At 39.1% G+C, this 15,054-nt stretch carries 14 protein-coding genes; 7 read left to right on the plus strand and 7 right to left on the minus strand.

Going from position 1 to position 15,054, the window contains the following annotated elements:
• Positions 1–124: 124 nt before the first annotated feature.
• The 6 genes from D7Z94_RS10645 to D7Z94_RS10670 all read left to right on the plus strand — a co-directional run bounded on the left by D7Z94_RS10645 (position 125) and on the right by D7Z94_RS10670 (position 6,752).
• Positions 125–1,261 carry a porin gene (locus D7Z94_RS10645; protein WP_120711538.1) on the plus strand — a complete coding sequence of 379 codons (1,137 nt, stop codon included), beginning with the start codon at positions 125–127 and terminating at the stop codon, positions 1,259–1,261.
• 26 nt (positions 1,262–1,287) lie between these two features.
• On the plus strand, positions 1,288–1,902 hold the full coding sequence (locus tag D7Z94_RS10650) for a trimeric intracellular cation channel family protein (RefSeq protein WP_120711539.1): 615 nt from the start codon (positions 1,288–1,290) through the stop codon (positions 1,900–1,902).
• Positions 1,903–1,938: 36 nt separating this feature from the next.
• Entirely contained in the window at positions 1,939–3,087 is a 1,149-nt protein-coding gene (locus D7Z94_RS10655) for an acyloxyacyl hydrolase (RefSeq protein ID WP_120711540.1), read from the plus strand.
• Positions 3,088–3,185: 98 nt separating this feature from the next.
• On the plus strand, positions 3,186–4,166 hold the full coding sequence (locus D7Z94_RS10660; RefSeq protein ID WP_120711541.1) for a lipid A-modifier LpxR family protein: 981 nt from the start codon (positions 3,186–3,188) through the stop codon (positions 4,164–4,166).
• A 134-nt stretch (positions 4,167–4,300) separates the two neighbouring features.
• On the plus strand, positions 4,301–4,744 hold the full coding sequence (locus D7Z94_RS10665; protein ID WP_120711542.1) for an META domain-containing protein: 444 nt from the start codon (positions 4,301–4,303) through the stop codon (positions 4,742–4,744).
• A 70-nt stretch (positions 4,745–4,814) separates the two neighbouring features.
• Entirely contained in the window at positions 4,815–6,752 is a 1,938-nt protein-coding gene (locus D7Z94_RS10670) for a PQQ-binding-like beta-propeller repeat protein (RefSeq protein WP_120711543.1), read from the plus strand.
• Between the two features lie 55 nt (positions 6,753–6,807).
• Here D7Z94_RS10670 and D7Z94_RS10675 read toward each other — a convergent pair whose 3' ends face one another.
• The 4 genes from D7Z94_RS10675 to D7Z94_RS10695 all read right to left on the minus strand — a co-directional run bounded on the left by D7Z94_RS10675 (position 6,808) and on the right by D7Z94_RS10695 (position 10,575).
• Positions 6,808–7,467, minus strand: a complete 660-nt coding sequence (locus D7Z94_RS10675) for a hypothetical protein (RefSeq protein WP_120711544.1) — start codon at positions 7,465–7,467, stop codon at positions 6,808–6,810.
• 78 nt (positions 7,468–7,545) lie between these two features.
• Positions 7,546–8,754: a phospholipase effector Tle1 domain-containing protein gene (locus D7Z94_RS10680; RefSeq protein WP_158594622.1), complete on the minus strand. Its 1,209-nt coding sequence runs from the start codon at positions 8,752–8,754 to the stop codon at positions 7,546–7,548.
• A gap of 5 nt (positions 8,755–8,759) precedes the next feature.
• Positions 8,760–9,368 (minus strand): hypothetical protein, encoded by a 609-nt coding sequence (locus tag D7Z94_RS10685; RefSeq protein ID WP_120711546.1) that lies wholly within the window; start codon positions 9,366–9,368, stop codon positions 8,760–8,762.
• Between the two features lie 508 nt (positions 9,369–9,876).
• The gene (locus D7Z94_RS10695; RefSeq protein WP_120712018.1) at positions 9,877–10,575 is read right to left on the minus strand and encodes a hypothetical protein; all 699 of its coding nucleotides are present in this window, start codon (positions 10,573–10,575) and stop codon (positions 9,877–9,879) included.
• A gap of 146 nt (positions 10,576–10,721) precedes the next feature.
• On the opposite strand from D7Z94_RS10695, the gene D7Z94_RS10700 reads away from it, so the two are divergent.
• Positions 10,722–11,666, plus strand: a complete 945-nt coding sequence (locus D7Z94_RS10700) for a helix-turn-helix transcriptional regulator (protein WP_120711548.1) — start codon at positions 10,722–10,724, stop codon at positions 11,664–11,666.
• Between the two features lie 176 nt (positions 11,667–11,842).
• On the opposite strand, the gene D7Z94_RS10705 is transcribed toward D7Z94_RS10700, so the two are convergent.
• The 3 genes from D7Z94_RS10705 to D7Z94_RS10715 all read right to left on the minus strand — a co-directional run bounded on the left by D7Z94_RS10705 (position 11,843) and on the right by D7Z94_RS10715 (position 15,033).
• Positions 11,843–13,333, minus strand: coding sequence for an alpha/beta hydrolase-fold protein (locus D7Z94_RS10705; protein WP_120711549.1), 1,491 nt, complete (start codon positions 13,331–13,333; stop codon positions 11,843–11,845).
• 107 nt (positions 13,334–13,440) lie between these two features.
• On the minus strand, positions 13,441–14,412 hold the full coding sequence (locus D7Z94_RS10710; RefSeq protein WP_120711550.1) for a M28 family metallopeptidase: 972 nt from the start codon (positions 14,410–14,412) through the stop codon (positions 13,441–13,443).
• Entirely contained in the window at positions 14,413–15,033 is a 621-nt protein-coding gene (locus tag D7Z94_RS10715) for a family 16 glycoside hydrolase (protein ID WP_120711551.1), read from the minus strand. It lies immediately after the preceding gene.
• Positions 15,034–15,054 lie beyond the last annotated feature (21 nt).

Here is a 15,054-nt window from a genome sequence, read left to right on the forward strand (position 1 = left end):
TACTTTTACAGGTGCCTGTGAGGTGGAATGTCCTGAGGGAATTTCTATCATAAATATCGCGGAAATGAATGCAAGAGTTGCCAAGTCAAAAGTCTTTGGATAAAAAACAATCAAATAAAACCTTATGAAGAAATTACTTGCTACATACGGAAAAACAATGTGGTTAGCTGCGGCCTTATTGTTACTACAAGAAATACAAGCTCAGACGGATACGGTGAAAAAAGATTCTGGTGTGGATTGGATCGATGCAATTACCTCTAGAGTTACTCCCTATGGAAGTCTCCGGATCGGTGCTGGTTTTGCCGAAGAAGGGGAAATCGGAATTTCAAACAATGCCCCAAGAATAGGTATTAAAGTAAAACACGCCCTTTCTCCAAATGAAGCCGATAATTTCAATGTAATTGGTGGAATAGAATTTGGCCTCAATCTGGTTTCAAGGGATGAAACCGTTGAATTTGCTGTGGATCCTGGCGCGGGCATTGCCCAAGTAGGTGATGCAGTCTTTGCAAGGTTGGGTTATGCAGGCTTCTCCTATAAAGATTTGGAATTTACTTTTGGGAAGCAAAACTCAGTTTACTATCAATTGGGTGCCAATCAGGTAGATAAATTTTCGGCATTCGGCGGAGCTGCCATTGGTGTATGGAATATTTCGGATGGTGGTGTATCGGGAACGGGAAGGGCCAATCAATTATTAAAAGTGAGTTATGCGAATTCGGGTTTGAAAATTGGTGTTCAAGGGCAAGCAAGAAATATTTCCGTAAACAGCAAATCTTTGGATACCTATGGTTTAGGAGCCAGTTATACGATCGGCGGATTTGCAGTGGGCTTAGGATATAATAAGGTACTTGATGGCGTTGAAGACCCATTGCCCAATCAGGCCAAAGATGGTGATGAGGCTTTTGTAACCTCGGCCTCCTACGAAAAAGATAGGTTTTCGGTTGCAGCATCCTATGCCAATTTAAAACAGCACCAAAGATTAGGAGACACTTTTTACGATGCTACTGGAATCGAATTTTATCTAGGATATATCTTTTCCAAAAATAAACGTTGGAAAGCCGCAACAGGATTCAATTATCTAACTCCCGACAGTGAAGCAGGATTAGGGGATTTTAATAACGCTTTTGCCATTGGTGAAGTCAGCTACGCCTTTAAAAAAGGAAGCAAATTATTTGCGGCTGCCAAGATTGACCAAAGCGAAGATACCACAGGCGACCGTAGGAATCAAAGTGTTTTTGGTATTGGGGTTAAATTTGATTTTTAATCCAATGTATTAGTCAAAAACTGCGAATGGGATTTTTCGATATTCTTGATATGCTCGGTACAATTGCTTTTGCCATTTCTGGGGCATTGATGGCCATTAAGCGGAAAATGGATGTTTTTGGCATCTTCATTGTTGCCTTTGTTACGGCCTTGGGCGGAGGCATTTTAAGAGATGTCTTTATTGGAAATACCCCGGTGTGGTGGATGGAACACTTCTACGTGGTTCATTTTATAAGCGTCTCTGTTCTTTTGGCCATATTGTTCCGAAATAGGATATATTTTTTGGCGAAGTCCCTTTTCATCTTCGATACGATAGGGCTTGCCATATTTACCATTAGTGGCGTGCAAATAGGGGTTTCCGCAAATCTAGATCCAGCGGTAAGTGTTGTTCTCGGAATTATGACGGGATGTTTTGGAGGGGTGATCCGTGATATTTTATGCAATGAAATTCCTATTATTTTTAGAAAAGAAATCTATGCCTTGGCCTCTCTTGCGGGTGCAGTATGTTTCATTATTCTATACTCCTTGAATTTCAATGAAAATATATCACATATAAGCACCATTACCTTGGTTGTTGTTATAAGGGTTTTGGCCGTAAGATTCAGTATTTCCTTGCCAACCTATACCATCAAAAAGAAATAAAAATGGATACTTAAATGCCTATTAAAATTCATACTTATGACAAGATTCCTTACCATTTGTCTACTTTGTTCTTTGTTCCTTGTTAACGCCCAGACGATATCAAATAAGGAACCTTCCAATAAATTTCGATCTATTGAATTCAAATCGAATTATGGCAGTTACCTCTATACCGGAACGGCATTAAGCGAAGCAGGATTCTTGGATGCAGGTTATGGAGCCATCAATGTAAAAATAGGATGGCAATCCAGCAATCCTGAAAGCTGGGCCGGGTATTATAAGTACCCCACTTATGGAATTGGTTTGTATTCCGGATTTTTGGGCAATGCAGAAGTTTTTGGAAATCCAAGTGCCTTGTATGCCTTCATGGACTTCCCAATCGGTAATCCGAACCGACGAAATAAATTCAGTATAGAACCTGCCCTGGGGATTACCTATAATTTGCAGGAATACAATGCCGAGGAGAACCCAATAAACGATGCTTTTGGTGCTCGTGCGGCCGTTTACTTTGGGCTTGATATTGGCTTTGAATATCGTTTTACAAGGGAGTTGGATCTGACCTATGGGGTCGACTTTACCCACTTTAGTAATGGTAGCAGCTATCAACCCAATTTGGGACTAAATCTATTTGGCATCAACCTAGGGGTAAAATACAATTACAATGCAGCGCAGCGGTTTGTTGACAACGATCCGTATACTAAAAATCTACTTCAGGCTCGATTTAAATCCCCAGAAAAAACCAAACCGACAAAAATCAACGAAAACTCAATTTCGATATATCTTGCAGGCGGAGGCAAGCAAACCGATGAAGACGGTGGAACCGACAGACAATTTGGAGTTTTCTCAGGGGTTTTGGACTACGAACATCGCTTCAACGCCATACATGGTATTACAGGTGGTTTTGATTTCTTTTATGACAATTCATTTCAAGAGTTTGACAAAGCGGCGGACAGAACTTCAATCGGTATTCACGCCGGATACGATTTTCATTTTTGGAAAATGGTCATTAAAGCACAATTGGGTACCTATATTACCGACGATTTAGGAAAAGGCGCTTTTTTTATGCGGCCAGCCCTTCGCTATAACATTACTGAAATTCTCTTTGCTCAATTTGGGCTAAAAACCCTTGATGGAGGGGCAGCGGATTATATTGAATTCGGGGTCGGGTTTAAGCCTTTTAAATGGTAAGCCTAAATTGTTTCGACACCAAACAACCTGGTGCCATGTAAATAAATCACAAATTCGTTGACTAAGTTTTAAACGGACTGAAATATGAAAAAGACCACATGAATGCAAGCAAATCAAATGGTCTTTTCTTATTCTTTATACTTCTTTTTTTTAGCATTGAAGGTAATGCGCAAAGACCTGATATTTTTAGTAGCGAGATTTCACTTTCCTCGGCAAATGATGCCTATGTAATCTGGCAGAACTCGGACCGGTTTTATAGCTATGGTGCTGGCGTAAATTTGAAATTTAAAAAGGAAAAAATGCTCAGGCTACAAAAGTACTTCCCTAAAAAGACGGGTTATTTTTTTGAAATAGGCCTACGTTTGGAAGGGTTCACACCAACAAACAAGACGGTAACTCCTAGTGAAATACAACAAAGCACCATTTCTTTTGATCGTCCATATGCCGGTTTGTTATTCGGTACATTTAACGTCACCTATGCCTTTGAACGGTATTTTTTGAAGGGAGGCGCATTGCTCGGCATCATGGGACCTTCATCTTTAGCGGGCGATTTTCAAGGCTGGTTTCATGATAAGATCACAGATGACCCCATTTTTGAAGAATGGCGGTTTCAAGTGCCAAATCAGCCAATAGTAAACTTGAACGTTGCATATGCCTATGACTTTATACCACAACAAAAATGGTTCGATGTCTATGGAATGCTTGATACCCGATTAGGAAACTTATATATTGATGCTACCCCCACACTGGGATTTCGATTTGGAAAGTTTAATAAATTATCCGAGTCTGTGGGCATGGATAACAACATCCTATCAAATTCTGGTATAGAACTCTTTTTTCAATCGGCGATTAGCGGCTCCCTAAATATATTTGATGGCACGGCGCAAGGAAATCTGTTTAACAACGATTTTGAGTATGCGGTGAATGAATTAAATACGTTTAGCACCACAATGACACAGAGTGTCTATTTTTCCTCAAGACGCTTCTCTCTGGGGATCGAGCATTATTTTACCTTCGGAAAAGTAGTTCCGAACGAACGGCATGTTTATGCGAGAACAATTTTAAAGTATAGATTTTGAGAATTGAGAAAAAATGTCTTAGATGTGATTTCGTTACCTTAGAAGTAATTTATAAATGTAGTATTTAACATAAGAAATATAGAAGTACAATTTTAAAATTAGTCCTATCAATTTTAACCATAAAAAGTATACAAATGCACAAAATACTGAGTCTAGCCCTATTCCTACTCCTATTTGGATGTAATGGCAATAAGACAAAAGACAATTCGAAAAGCGAAAATACTCCTATCGAAAACAAGATTTTAATCAATGATGTTTGGGCCTTGACAACAATGCTTGAAAGCCCAATATCCGATGATATCGAAAAACGGCCACAATTGGAATTCAACCTTAAGAACAATTCCTTTTCCGGCAATAACGGCTGCAATCAAATTACCGGAAATCTGGAGAAATTAACAAATACCGATTTGCAGTTTGGCCCGATCAATGAGACCAGAATGGCCTGTCGTGAAATGAAAGTGGCCAGCACATTTCTAAATCAGCTTCGCGAAACACGACTATACAAAATAAAGGACTTGAACCTAACCTTGATGGATTCCAATAGAAAAGCGCTATTGATATTTAAAAAAATAGATTAACATTTTTTATCTATACTAAATAACCATATCGAAGGTTTTATGTCGATTCTAAATTAAAAATACCATCCTAATGAGAATCAAGAGGAATTTAATTCTATTGGTCGCCCTAGTGCATTCATGGGCTACTTTTGCCCAACAAAAAATTTTGCTGAAACATCGGGTTCAGGAGAAGATTCTTAACACTAATACGGGAATTGTGTTGGTCAAAACTTCGGGGTCCATCTATGGAGTAGACCCTGAAAAACAAGCTATCATCTGGGAGAATAAGAGTATAAGAGAATTGGACTTTAGCCGGTACTCCGAGATTCCCCTTACCCATTATGTTTTCTTTGAGGATAAACCTTTAATCAACTCAGAAATTCTTTCCAAGACATTGAATACAAAAGGTATTTCGCGGGCCATTGTAGATGTGGCAACTGGAAACATTGTTTTCAATTCAAATGAGCGGGGATTTCAGGCTGTCTTTAATACCCTCCTATTGCCTGAGCGAGGAGCTGTTTTAGTGGATGGCAAAACCGAGGAAGGGTTTGGCATTGGTCTCTTCGACGTTGAAACGGGTAAAGAACTATGGATGACCCAAGTAATCAGTGATTTTTTTACAAGAACAAAAGGGGCCATCCTAAACGAGGAGAAAGTCCTTTTGGATGCCGATCACAACATTTTTTGGTTGAAGAATCGCCATTTGCTAAAAATAAATGCCAAAACGGGAACAGTTGAATATGACAAAAAGGGAATAACCAGTATTTTATTGAATGACAAGGGAAACAGACTCTATGTATCCTCCAATAACATAAGCAGCAAAAAGCTAAATCAAGAAACCCTTATTTATGCCATGAATCCTAGAACAATGGATAGTTTATGGGCAGGGCCGCCGGTGAGCGTCATTGGAAATATTATAGAAACCAACTTGGATAAGAATCAGTTAGTAGTGATTACCTCCAAAGGTTTCGATATTGTAAATACGGTAAATGGAAAGAAAAAATGGGATCGATCGGATCCCTTGCCCTTGATAAAAAAAGTAGTCCCTACCAAGGATAGCTATTTGGTGGTTCAGGAAAATCAGTTGACAAGAATCGACAAATCCGGTCACAAGGCCTGGGACGATCCATTGAAAATTACGTACTCAGACGAAGAAAATCCAGTTCACATTTTTGATAACGATCCATATGCGCTTTTTATAACCCCCTCAAGGGCCAATAGAATTGAAATTGAATCGGGGAGGAAAATTTGGAAGGAAGACCTTGCCTTATTTGATGCGGATTTTATCAATAGAAATTTAAAGCTGGAAGTTCCTTATCATCGCGTATGGTTTAATCCAAAAACCGAACAGTTTCCCGTTTATAGTGAAAATAACTTCTATCTGTTCAATAATAAGGACACTGTGGCACCGAAATCTTTACAGCGTTTTGATTTTGGAAGGGAATTTCCAGAACTAAAAATTAGACCGAAAGCCTACTTTCTGTATCAGGGTAACCGGTTTTACCTGTTCGATTTTTCGGGAGACCTCATCTACCAAAAGGAATATCCTTCGGTGAAATCCGGTTCCTTTGTACGTAGGTCTTTTCGCGATTCGTTTTACTGGCTTAAAAGAGGCCTTCAAATAACATCGGCCACTTTGCTCTTTGCCCCCACCCAGGCCAACCGAGCAATTAGAAGTACCATCGTATCCAATAATTTGGGTGCTCTTGGCACAGGGGTTTCCGGCGTTTATGGGACATATCGTTCCTATACCCAAGGGATAGACGACTTTAAAGATTTTGACGTTGATCTAGATTCCAACTTGGAGTACGTTTTCAAAAGAATCCGAAAAAGTCGGAAAAATGATGACACTATGATAATCACGGTCCCTGCTGATGGGCAAATACGGATAATCGATTTTCAAATCGACACGGGAAAAGAAGAGCTTATAAAGGAAATGGATGCTCGGCAAGGAACTTTTATCATCGACGAGATTGAAAGAACACTATATATTTTTGATGGCAAGGAAGTTTCCATTGAAAAGTTGTAGACAATCGATTATTCTTAAAGCATACGCTTTACTTCGGTTCAAGCCTCTGTCTTTGTTACTTTAATTGATCGGCCACAATTTTGGCAAACCCTTTACGGACCGCAGGCCCGGAATCAGGATCGGTGACTTCGGCAGTAGTGACCGACACCAATCTTTTTTCCTCTTCCAAAGCCAAATTATAGGTTACAGCTTCCAATACATAAGTAGTCTCTGTTCTATAGGTAGTTTCTTCGGGCACTTCCCTTGGCGGTAATCGTGGCGGCGCGTTTAGGTCATCATAGTACCCCTTGAGGGTAACATAATGGTTGCCATAATAGTCCATCAAAGAACTATACCCACCTTGTTTTTGCATTACTTCTTGCTCTTGAACGTCTTTGAGAGACGTTAATACCACAACATCAAACCCGTTTTTTCTGAACGTAGCTATTACTTTCGCAATTCTATCCACTGTTTTGTTGTCGATACGTTTTAGGTCTGGAAAAGCTATGTGACTGGCAACCGCATTTACCCCTCTTGCTCTTAACTTCCTCGTAATTTCCAGTTCGTAGGCCTTGCGTACATCTTCTATTGGTGTTCTGGAAATGACCAAAACTTTTTGATTTTGAATGGTTTCAAAGCTATCCGATTTGTAAGAGTTGGCCAGTTTCACTCCCGAACAACCCGTTAAAAAAAGACCTACAATGGCAATAACTAGAAATTGATATGCGATTCTCATAGTGCTCAAGGTTTTAAAATGGAAAAATAAGGCTATTCCCAAAATTTATATCAACATGATCTTAAAAAGTATAAATTTTTAATCGACCACCTCGAAACAATTCGAAGATTCCAGATACTTATAACCTCCCTTTTTGTTCTTTTCAAAACACTCCCCAAAAAGTTTAAGGAGGTTGATTTCATAGGTTTGCAATGAGCCTTCCAACCGATCTAGTACCGATTGGTGTATCTTTAATTTTTCCTTCTTGTAACCTTCGCTAGAAGTAAAGAAGACCAATTTGCGCCCTTTTTTAGGGAAAATTACTTTCATGAAACCTTTACGGGGATCATTGGTAACATCATGGCGGTTTTCATATACTTGGGTTTCCATAGGAAGCAGTTTGTACTCTCTGATCTGATTGATCATCCAGTTTAAGGAAACCCCGCTGATATTGGTATTGAGGGCTCCGCCACCAACATCCGAATGCGCTCCAAAGAACCAAACTTCTTCAGCAATATCTTTTGGGTCAATGCTGTTACAGTCACGGACCAAATACTCGTGGGTCAATAGAGATGGAGTGAAAACAGATCCTCTATTATCATTTAAGGATAATGCCTGAACCGCACGCTTTACATTGCATAGCTGGTCGTTATATTTCGTTTCCTCAACATAATAGTCGTCCTTATAGTCGGGAATGCCCAAAGCTGCAACCGTATCCCATAAGCCCATAAATTCAATTTTATAGGTGTCGAAATCCATATGCTGTTGCGTTACTTTAAAAACGTCGTCCCTTCTCTCCTGGAGCGTTTTATCTCCCTTATGCGCATTATAGATTTTCTTAATAAACTTTAATCTTTTGTCCTTCGGAACAGCTTTGATATCAACAATACCAGCGGAATGAATCATTCCTGCCAGAATACGGGCGGCATATGCCCCTCTGCTAAAACCAAACAAGTAAATCTCATCTTGACGCTCATGATCATAGTGTTCGGTAAGATATAGATAAGCATTGCAAACCTCTCCCCGGATACCTGATCCAGTTAGTATTCCAACAAAATCGGCACCGTTGCCAACACCTCTTAAATAAGCGGCGCCTATATTCGGATTGTTTTGCAAGGAAACCAAATTATAAAGTTTGGAAACGTTTGTGTGACTACTCTCGTCATTGGTGGTACCATCCAGAAAGACAACTAATTTTTTAGGAGCGATCTCCAAAGGAACTGGTTCATGTACAATGGCTTTTTTACTACCGCACCCTATAAGAAATAGGGAGATGAAAACTATAATTGGGTATGTTGGTTTTATCACGAACACTATTTAAACTGATCGGCAATAATCTTGGTAAAGGTTTTTTGGATCTTATCCCTAGAGTTAGGATCGGTAACATCCACCAAACATACGTTTACCAGTTGATCGTCGTCGTCTAACTCAAGATTATAGATTAGTGCTTCCAATATATAAGTTTTTGACGTTGAAACAGGAAAAGCATTGCTATCATTTGCATTTGCACCAAAGCTAGATTTGTCGGCATATGCTGCAGGAATTACGTTTGGGGAAGACAACTGACCATTCTTTGTTTCAATAGTCTGTTTAAGAGAGGTCAAGATTATACCATTAATATTGGCTGTTTTAAACATTTGTATGGTCTTTTCGATTTCCTCGGGAGTTTTTGCTTCTGTTAAAGTAGGGAACTTCAAGTGTGAGGCAACGGCATCAACTCCCTGTACTCTCAATTTGTCAGTAATCGCTATCTCATATGATTTTCTGATGGATGCTTCAGGGCTTTGGGAAATAACTACAATTCTTGAATTGGATAATGTGGTGAACTTATTTGATTTCCAAGAATCGATCAGTTTAGTAGTCGCACAACCTGAAAATAGAATAAGTAAACTAACTAAACTTAGATTGTGTTTGATTTTCATATTTATTGTGAGGTTATAGCTGTAGTGAAAGTGATTCTACGATATTTCGATGTAAAACCCTCGGCGAGCTGAATTTCCTGTACAAACTCAGAAAACCATTGATCTTTGCAATTGCATTCTCCTTCTGTGAATAGAGATAATGGTTGATCAAGGCCTTTTGCATCGGAATCGGTTTGTGCAAAAGAGTAACCTGAAACGAGTAGAACTAAAAAAAAGAATTGAAAACGTAAAAACCTCATCTTAAATAGAACGTGTTCTGAACGTACTAAATATATAAAAAATAGAAGTAAGGGAATTTGTGATAAGATTTGGAAAGAACCATAACTGTTGGATATAGCCTTTTAATTTTTAAGGTATTGACCTTCCGAAAAGCGGCCATTCAATTTGACTCTAAAATTATCAATGATAATAAGGTCGATCCATCCTATTAGTAGTTCTTTTTGTTGATTTAGTTTTCAAAAAGTTGGATCGAAGCAAGAGGACACGACACCATACTACTAAACAAGCTTTAGGAAGCGTCCGGTATGTCTTCATTTGGATAAGAATACAGCTTTTGTTGCTCCTCAAGATCAATAGCATGGTACAAGGCAGTAAAGGCTGCACCAATCCACATAATCGCAATAAAGGCCCCAACAATAAAACAAATTAGACCTCCTATAAAAATAGGAATTGCCAACAGGGCCATGCCAAAAATCCTCCAACCATGACCCTTGGTCATTTCCCAGCTTTTTTCAACCGCGGCAATGGGCTCCATGTTTTTGTCCATAACCAAAAGTGAAACAAAGGCCAGTCTACAGGCTAAAATAATCCCTGGGATTATGAAGAAAACAAATCCTATTCCTATAATTGCAAACTTCAGCAAATGTGCCAAAACAATATTGAAGTAGTTGTTTTTAAATCCTTGGAATAGCACTTCAATTTCCATTTTCTCGTTCCGGATACCGTGTAAATACAGTAAATTACCTCCATAGCTGATGACGGGAAATAGCAGGAAAAAATAGGCCGCCGCGAAAATTTGTAGCATAACGGTCAATGGGGTGATATCCGTCTCGGAATCATGAGCGATCGACACCGGACTTTCAAACAAAGCAACAACTAAGGTCACCAAAAAGAAATATAAAAAATAGCGTTGTAGTTGTTGCCAGGCGTATCCATAACTTCCAAAAGTTGTGGCCTCGGGAACTCTTCCTTCGTATACTCTTTCCATAATCCTTGGTACTTTAAAGTTTATATAAAAATAAAGGGATCTAGAAACTATTCCTTCCAACTTTGGTAGTGTTTTCAAAATCACTACTAAGGTATTTATGCCTTTCGATGACATTTACATAATTTTAACCTTAAAAGGAGGTTTTGTTGAGTTTTGTATATATAGTTGTATTCTTATTTTGCCTGGCCATTGCGGTGGCAGGTATTTGGGTATCACATCGATCTATCAATACCTACCACACCGATTTCCACCAAAACTATTTCTATTATCTGATTACTTTTTATGCCTTTGCCTTTTACGGAATTTGGGCACAAATTTTAATGCGGGGCTTACTTTCCATTATAGATTCGGATAATGCCCTAGTAACCATGACAGCCAATTTTTTACCGATATTGGGCATACCTTTTTTATGTATTTCATGGATAATGCTGGTAAAAATGGGATATTCCTTGGTTGAAACACCAATTGGTAGAAAGGTATCTTATTTTCACGCCATTTTCTTTGTGGGCCTTGTCCCAGTGGCTTGGGGGCTTTATGTGGTTCTCTTCCAAGAGGATTGGCTTCTTGGTGAACAATTGGCCTATGCCGAAATGGGTTTGATGCTCTTCATAGAACTGGCATCCATGGTTGTATTTGCCGTACCAGTGTTGGGTCATTCCAAAAAGTATAAAAAACCAAAACGAAAAATACTGAATCTATTCGTAGTCCTAATGGTATTGGCGTTTTTGCTGCGAGGGACATTTCTTCCATTCTTGTTTTCCGGTACATGGTTCGTTGCCCCCATCCTCTTGTTCTATTTTTTATCCAACTTTATTCCGTTGTTTTACCTAAAGCTCAAATCCGATATTGCTTTTATCCCCGTATATGCCGGGCGCCCCAATGCCGAAAAAAAGACGCTGCTCTGTAAAGCGTATGGGATTACGAAACGGGAAAGGGAAATTGTGGACGGAATTTGCGAAGGAAAGACCAACCAACAAATCGCCGATGAACTTTTTATAAGTCTTCAAACGGTAAAGGACCATACCCATCGTATTTATTCCAAAATTGGTATCAATAGCAGAATGAAACTGGTACAATTGGTGAATGGATGACTAGTTTTTATACTTCCCTGATTTTCAGTTTATAAAATTGTTTTTAGAGTATGAATTCTTGAATCGAAACCAGTTTTTCTACTCTAGCAGAATTGGGTTAAGTCACGTTTTGTATTGTCAAATTTATCAAACTAATCCATTTGGAATAAAGTTCAAGTTATCCGTTACCCTCAAACTTATTTGGATCTTCCCAATTTTCTCGTCCACCCATTTACATAGCGAAAAGTCATAAATGAGGGACTTTTGTCCTCCTTTTTATCGAAATGGAATTTAACCGTAAAATAAAAATCGTCCAGCGTGGAATAAAAAGTATCATCGCCCATAAAGACCAATTTTCCAGTCGTCTTAATGTAATGATCTTTAATCGTAATGGATAAAGAATCTTTTACAATCGCAATGGATTGAACGTTTTCTCCATCTGAATACTTCCCAATATATTTTTTTAGCTCAGCTTTAGTAGTAGCAGGTAGTGTATATAATGTGGTTTTATTCACGTTCAAAGAATCCAACATTCTTACCACAGGGGGATAACCCGGATTTAATTTGTAGGCTTCCTTATAATACCGAATAGCCTCTGCCCTATTTTTTAGTCCAATATGCGACCTCGCTACGGCCTCATAAAACTCAACCTCTTTTTTTCCTGTTTCAATTAAATAAAGGGCGGTCTCCAATTGTTCCTGAAATCTTTTTTCTTCATTTAGCCTATACAAAAAATCGGAGAGCATATCATAATCCAAAACCCATTCCTGATCGAATTCATTTTTGATTTTTTCCGCCCTCCATTCAAAGGCCCTTAAGCCAAACTTATCCTGTTCCTTGAGCAGATCTGTCATATGCCAATCTTTATAGAAAAAGTGAAAACCTTCCATTGTTCCTACCACCGGGATGGATCCATGGTGCTCATTGGGGTGTACTTTATAATCCCATCTCAGGTTCTTTGGAGCCTCCGATTCCAGTACTCCAACCAATTTCAACAACCCGCCCAACATTTTCCCGCGCTCATTGGCAATAGTTAAGTATAGAAGTCCCTTCATATCCGGATTGGCCTTCAAACGTTCCTCAAAGTAGCTGACCACTTTCTGGTCGTTCCACCATAGGCTGGGACTAATGGCCAAGTAGGCATTGAACATTTCAGGTTTGGTCGCCAAGGAATGAATTGCAAATAGGCCTCCATAGGAATGGCCCACCAAAGTTCTAAATCCATTGATGCTATAGTTTTGTGCTATGAACGGAAAGAGATCGTTCTCGATCATTTTCATAAAATTATCTGCCCCGCCCATGGTAGAATCAGATTTAACTTTTCCTTCCTCCATTATTGCCGAGGTCAAATCCCTTGATCGATTTGTGTTAACAATACCGACTAGGATACTTTTTGGCACCGATCTAATTTCAAGTTGTCGTAGAAGCCCTGCAGTATATATAAAATTATTAGGTCCGTCCAAGAGGTAAACCACAGAATATTTGGACGCCTTGTCAGCATTGTAGCCTACTGGTAAGCGCACCCATATTTCACGTTCCTCATTTAATACTTTGGAGTAAAAGCGGTGTTTTTTTCCAAGTTCTATTATACCTTGATCTGTTGCAGTTTTTTCTTGACCATAGCATATAGAACATAGTACCAATACCAATTGTAACATAGTTATTTTTCTAAGGACCGTGTTATTCATGATCAAATCGATATTTGTTGTATACAGGCGGGAACTAAAGTTACGATTAGGAGTTAATCCTTAATCCAAAGGGTCATTGAAAAACAATTGAAGTAAGACGTTTTAAGCTATAAAGTGATTTGGTCTTCGATCACTTTGTAAACCAAATAGGTAACAAAGGCCAAATAGTCAAAATCTACCGTTTCAAAAGTATCGGTCGGTTCATGCCAATGCGGGCTAGTGTCACCATGTTTATATTCCTCGGTAATACCAACAGCATTATAACCGGCCTCCCTCCATTCCTTATGGTCGGAAGAAGTTACATCAGTGGTATACACCGTAATTCCAAAGGGCTTGGCATGTTTCCCGTAAACGGATTTCAAATAATCCGTGGGTAGTTCAAGTTCAATATTCCGGTCTCCGTCTTTGTCCCATCCCACTTGATCCGCCGTATGAACGGAGTGAATGTTATAGGCCTTTTCCTTCGCGAAATTTACAAAAGCAAAGCTTCCGGCATGACCGGTCTCTTCCTGGTCAAAAAAAACAACGATCAAATTCTTCTTCCGATTTTCCAAACCTGAAATTAGTTTAGAAACCCCATAAACCAATGCGCAACCCGTAGCATTGTCACTGGCCCCGGGACTTTCTTCCACAGTATCATAATGTGCCCCTAGAATAATGTATTCATTACTCGGAACGGTAGAAGGAATAATGGCGTACAGGTTGGTTCCTGTATAAGGGTTGTGCTTGGACATGCTATTGTAATCGGGCAAATTCACCCGGTAAGGATGTTCTTGAGCCATTAACCCAATATTCTGAAGCATACGATCCAGAACATTTCTTGCCAGAAGTTTTTCTTTTTCACTTCGCCTCCTTTTCAATGATTGATCTTCATTGATTTTCGATGCTCCAGTCAATATGGAGATGAGTTGCCTCTGTTCCGGTTGGAGTATCTCCAGTATCCCGTTAGGTACAGTTTTATTGGATAACGCATCCGATTTGGAATCCATCTCCATTTGATGGATAGGTGTATTTTTTTCGGATTTGCATCCAAAAATTGTACAGAGCAGTAATCCTGTTATTAGTATCCTCAGGGTCATTTAATTGTCCTTATTGATCTCAATGTTTTTAAAACGACCTTCATCACTATCTACCCATAGGCCCAGCCTTCCATTTTTGCGTTTACTAATTTGCGTTACTTTCAAAGTAGGGTCCGTAGAATCGTTTACGTAGACCAAAATATTGGGATAATTGATTTCAATTTTAACATGAAACCAATCATTGGGGTCGGGAACTGGCGAAACCTTATTCTCGTATTTTCCAGGAAAACGCTCCCTTAGGTCGTCCCAGTGATATTCCGGTGGATTGATATATTGTATGGAATTTCCTTTTTTCTTTTCACTTTTAAAATTGAAGGGACGAAAATAAACAGCTTCATAATCGGTATTATCTTTTCCATGAAATGCAAGCCCTAAAAAACTATTGCCCCCTTCGTCTTTCCCCTTAATGTCCAATTCTATAGAACCATTTTTAAAGTTCAGCCCTTTAATCCATAACAAAGCGCTCCCATTACCTTCATTGGTAATGTGGATTTCTCCCTCTGCATAGGATACCTCACAATTATGCGCTTCCCATTTTTGAGGTTCCGTGTCAATTTTTTGGGCACTGGTGTTGCACAATGGTAGTAGAGCCAGGGTTATTAAACATAGTATTGATTTCATAATGATATTTTCGGGTAAAGA

The sequence above is a fragment of the Ulvibacterium marinum genome (genome assembly GCF_003626755.1).
Lineage (GTDB): Bacteria > Bacteroidota > Bacteroidia > Flavobacteriales > Flavobacteriaceae > Ulvibacterium > Ulvibacterium marinum.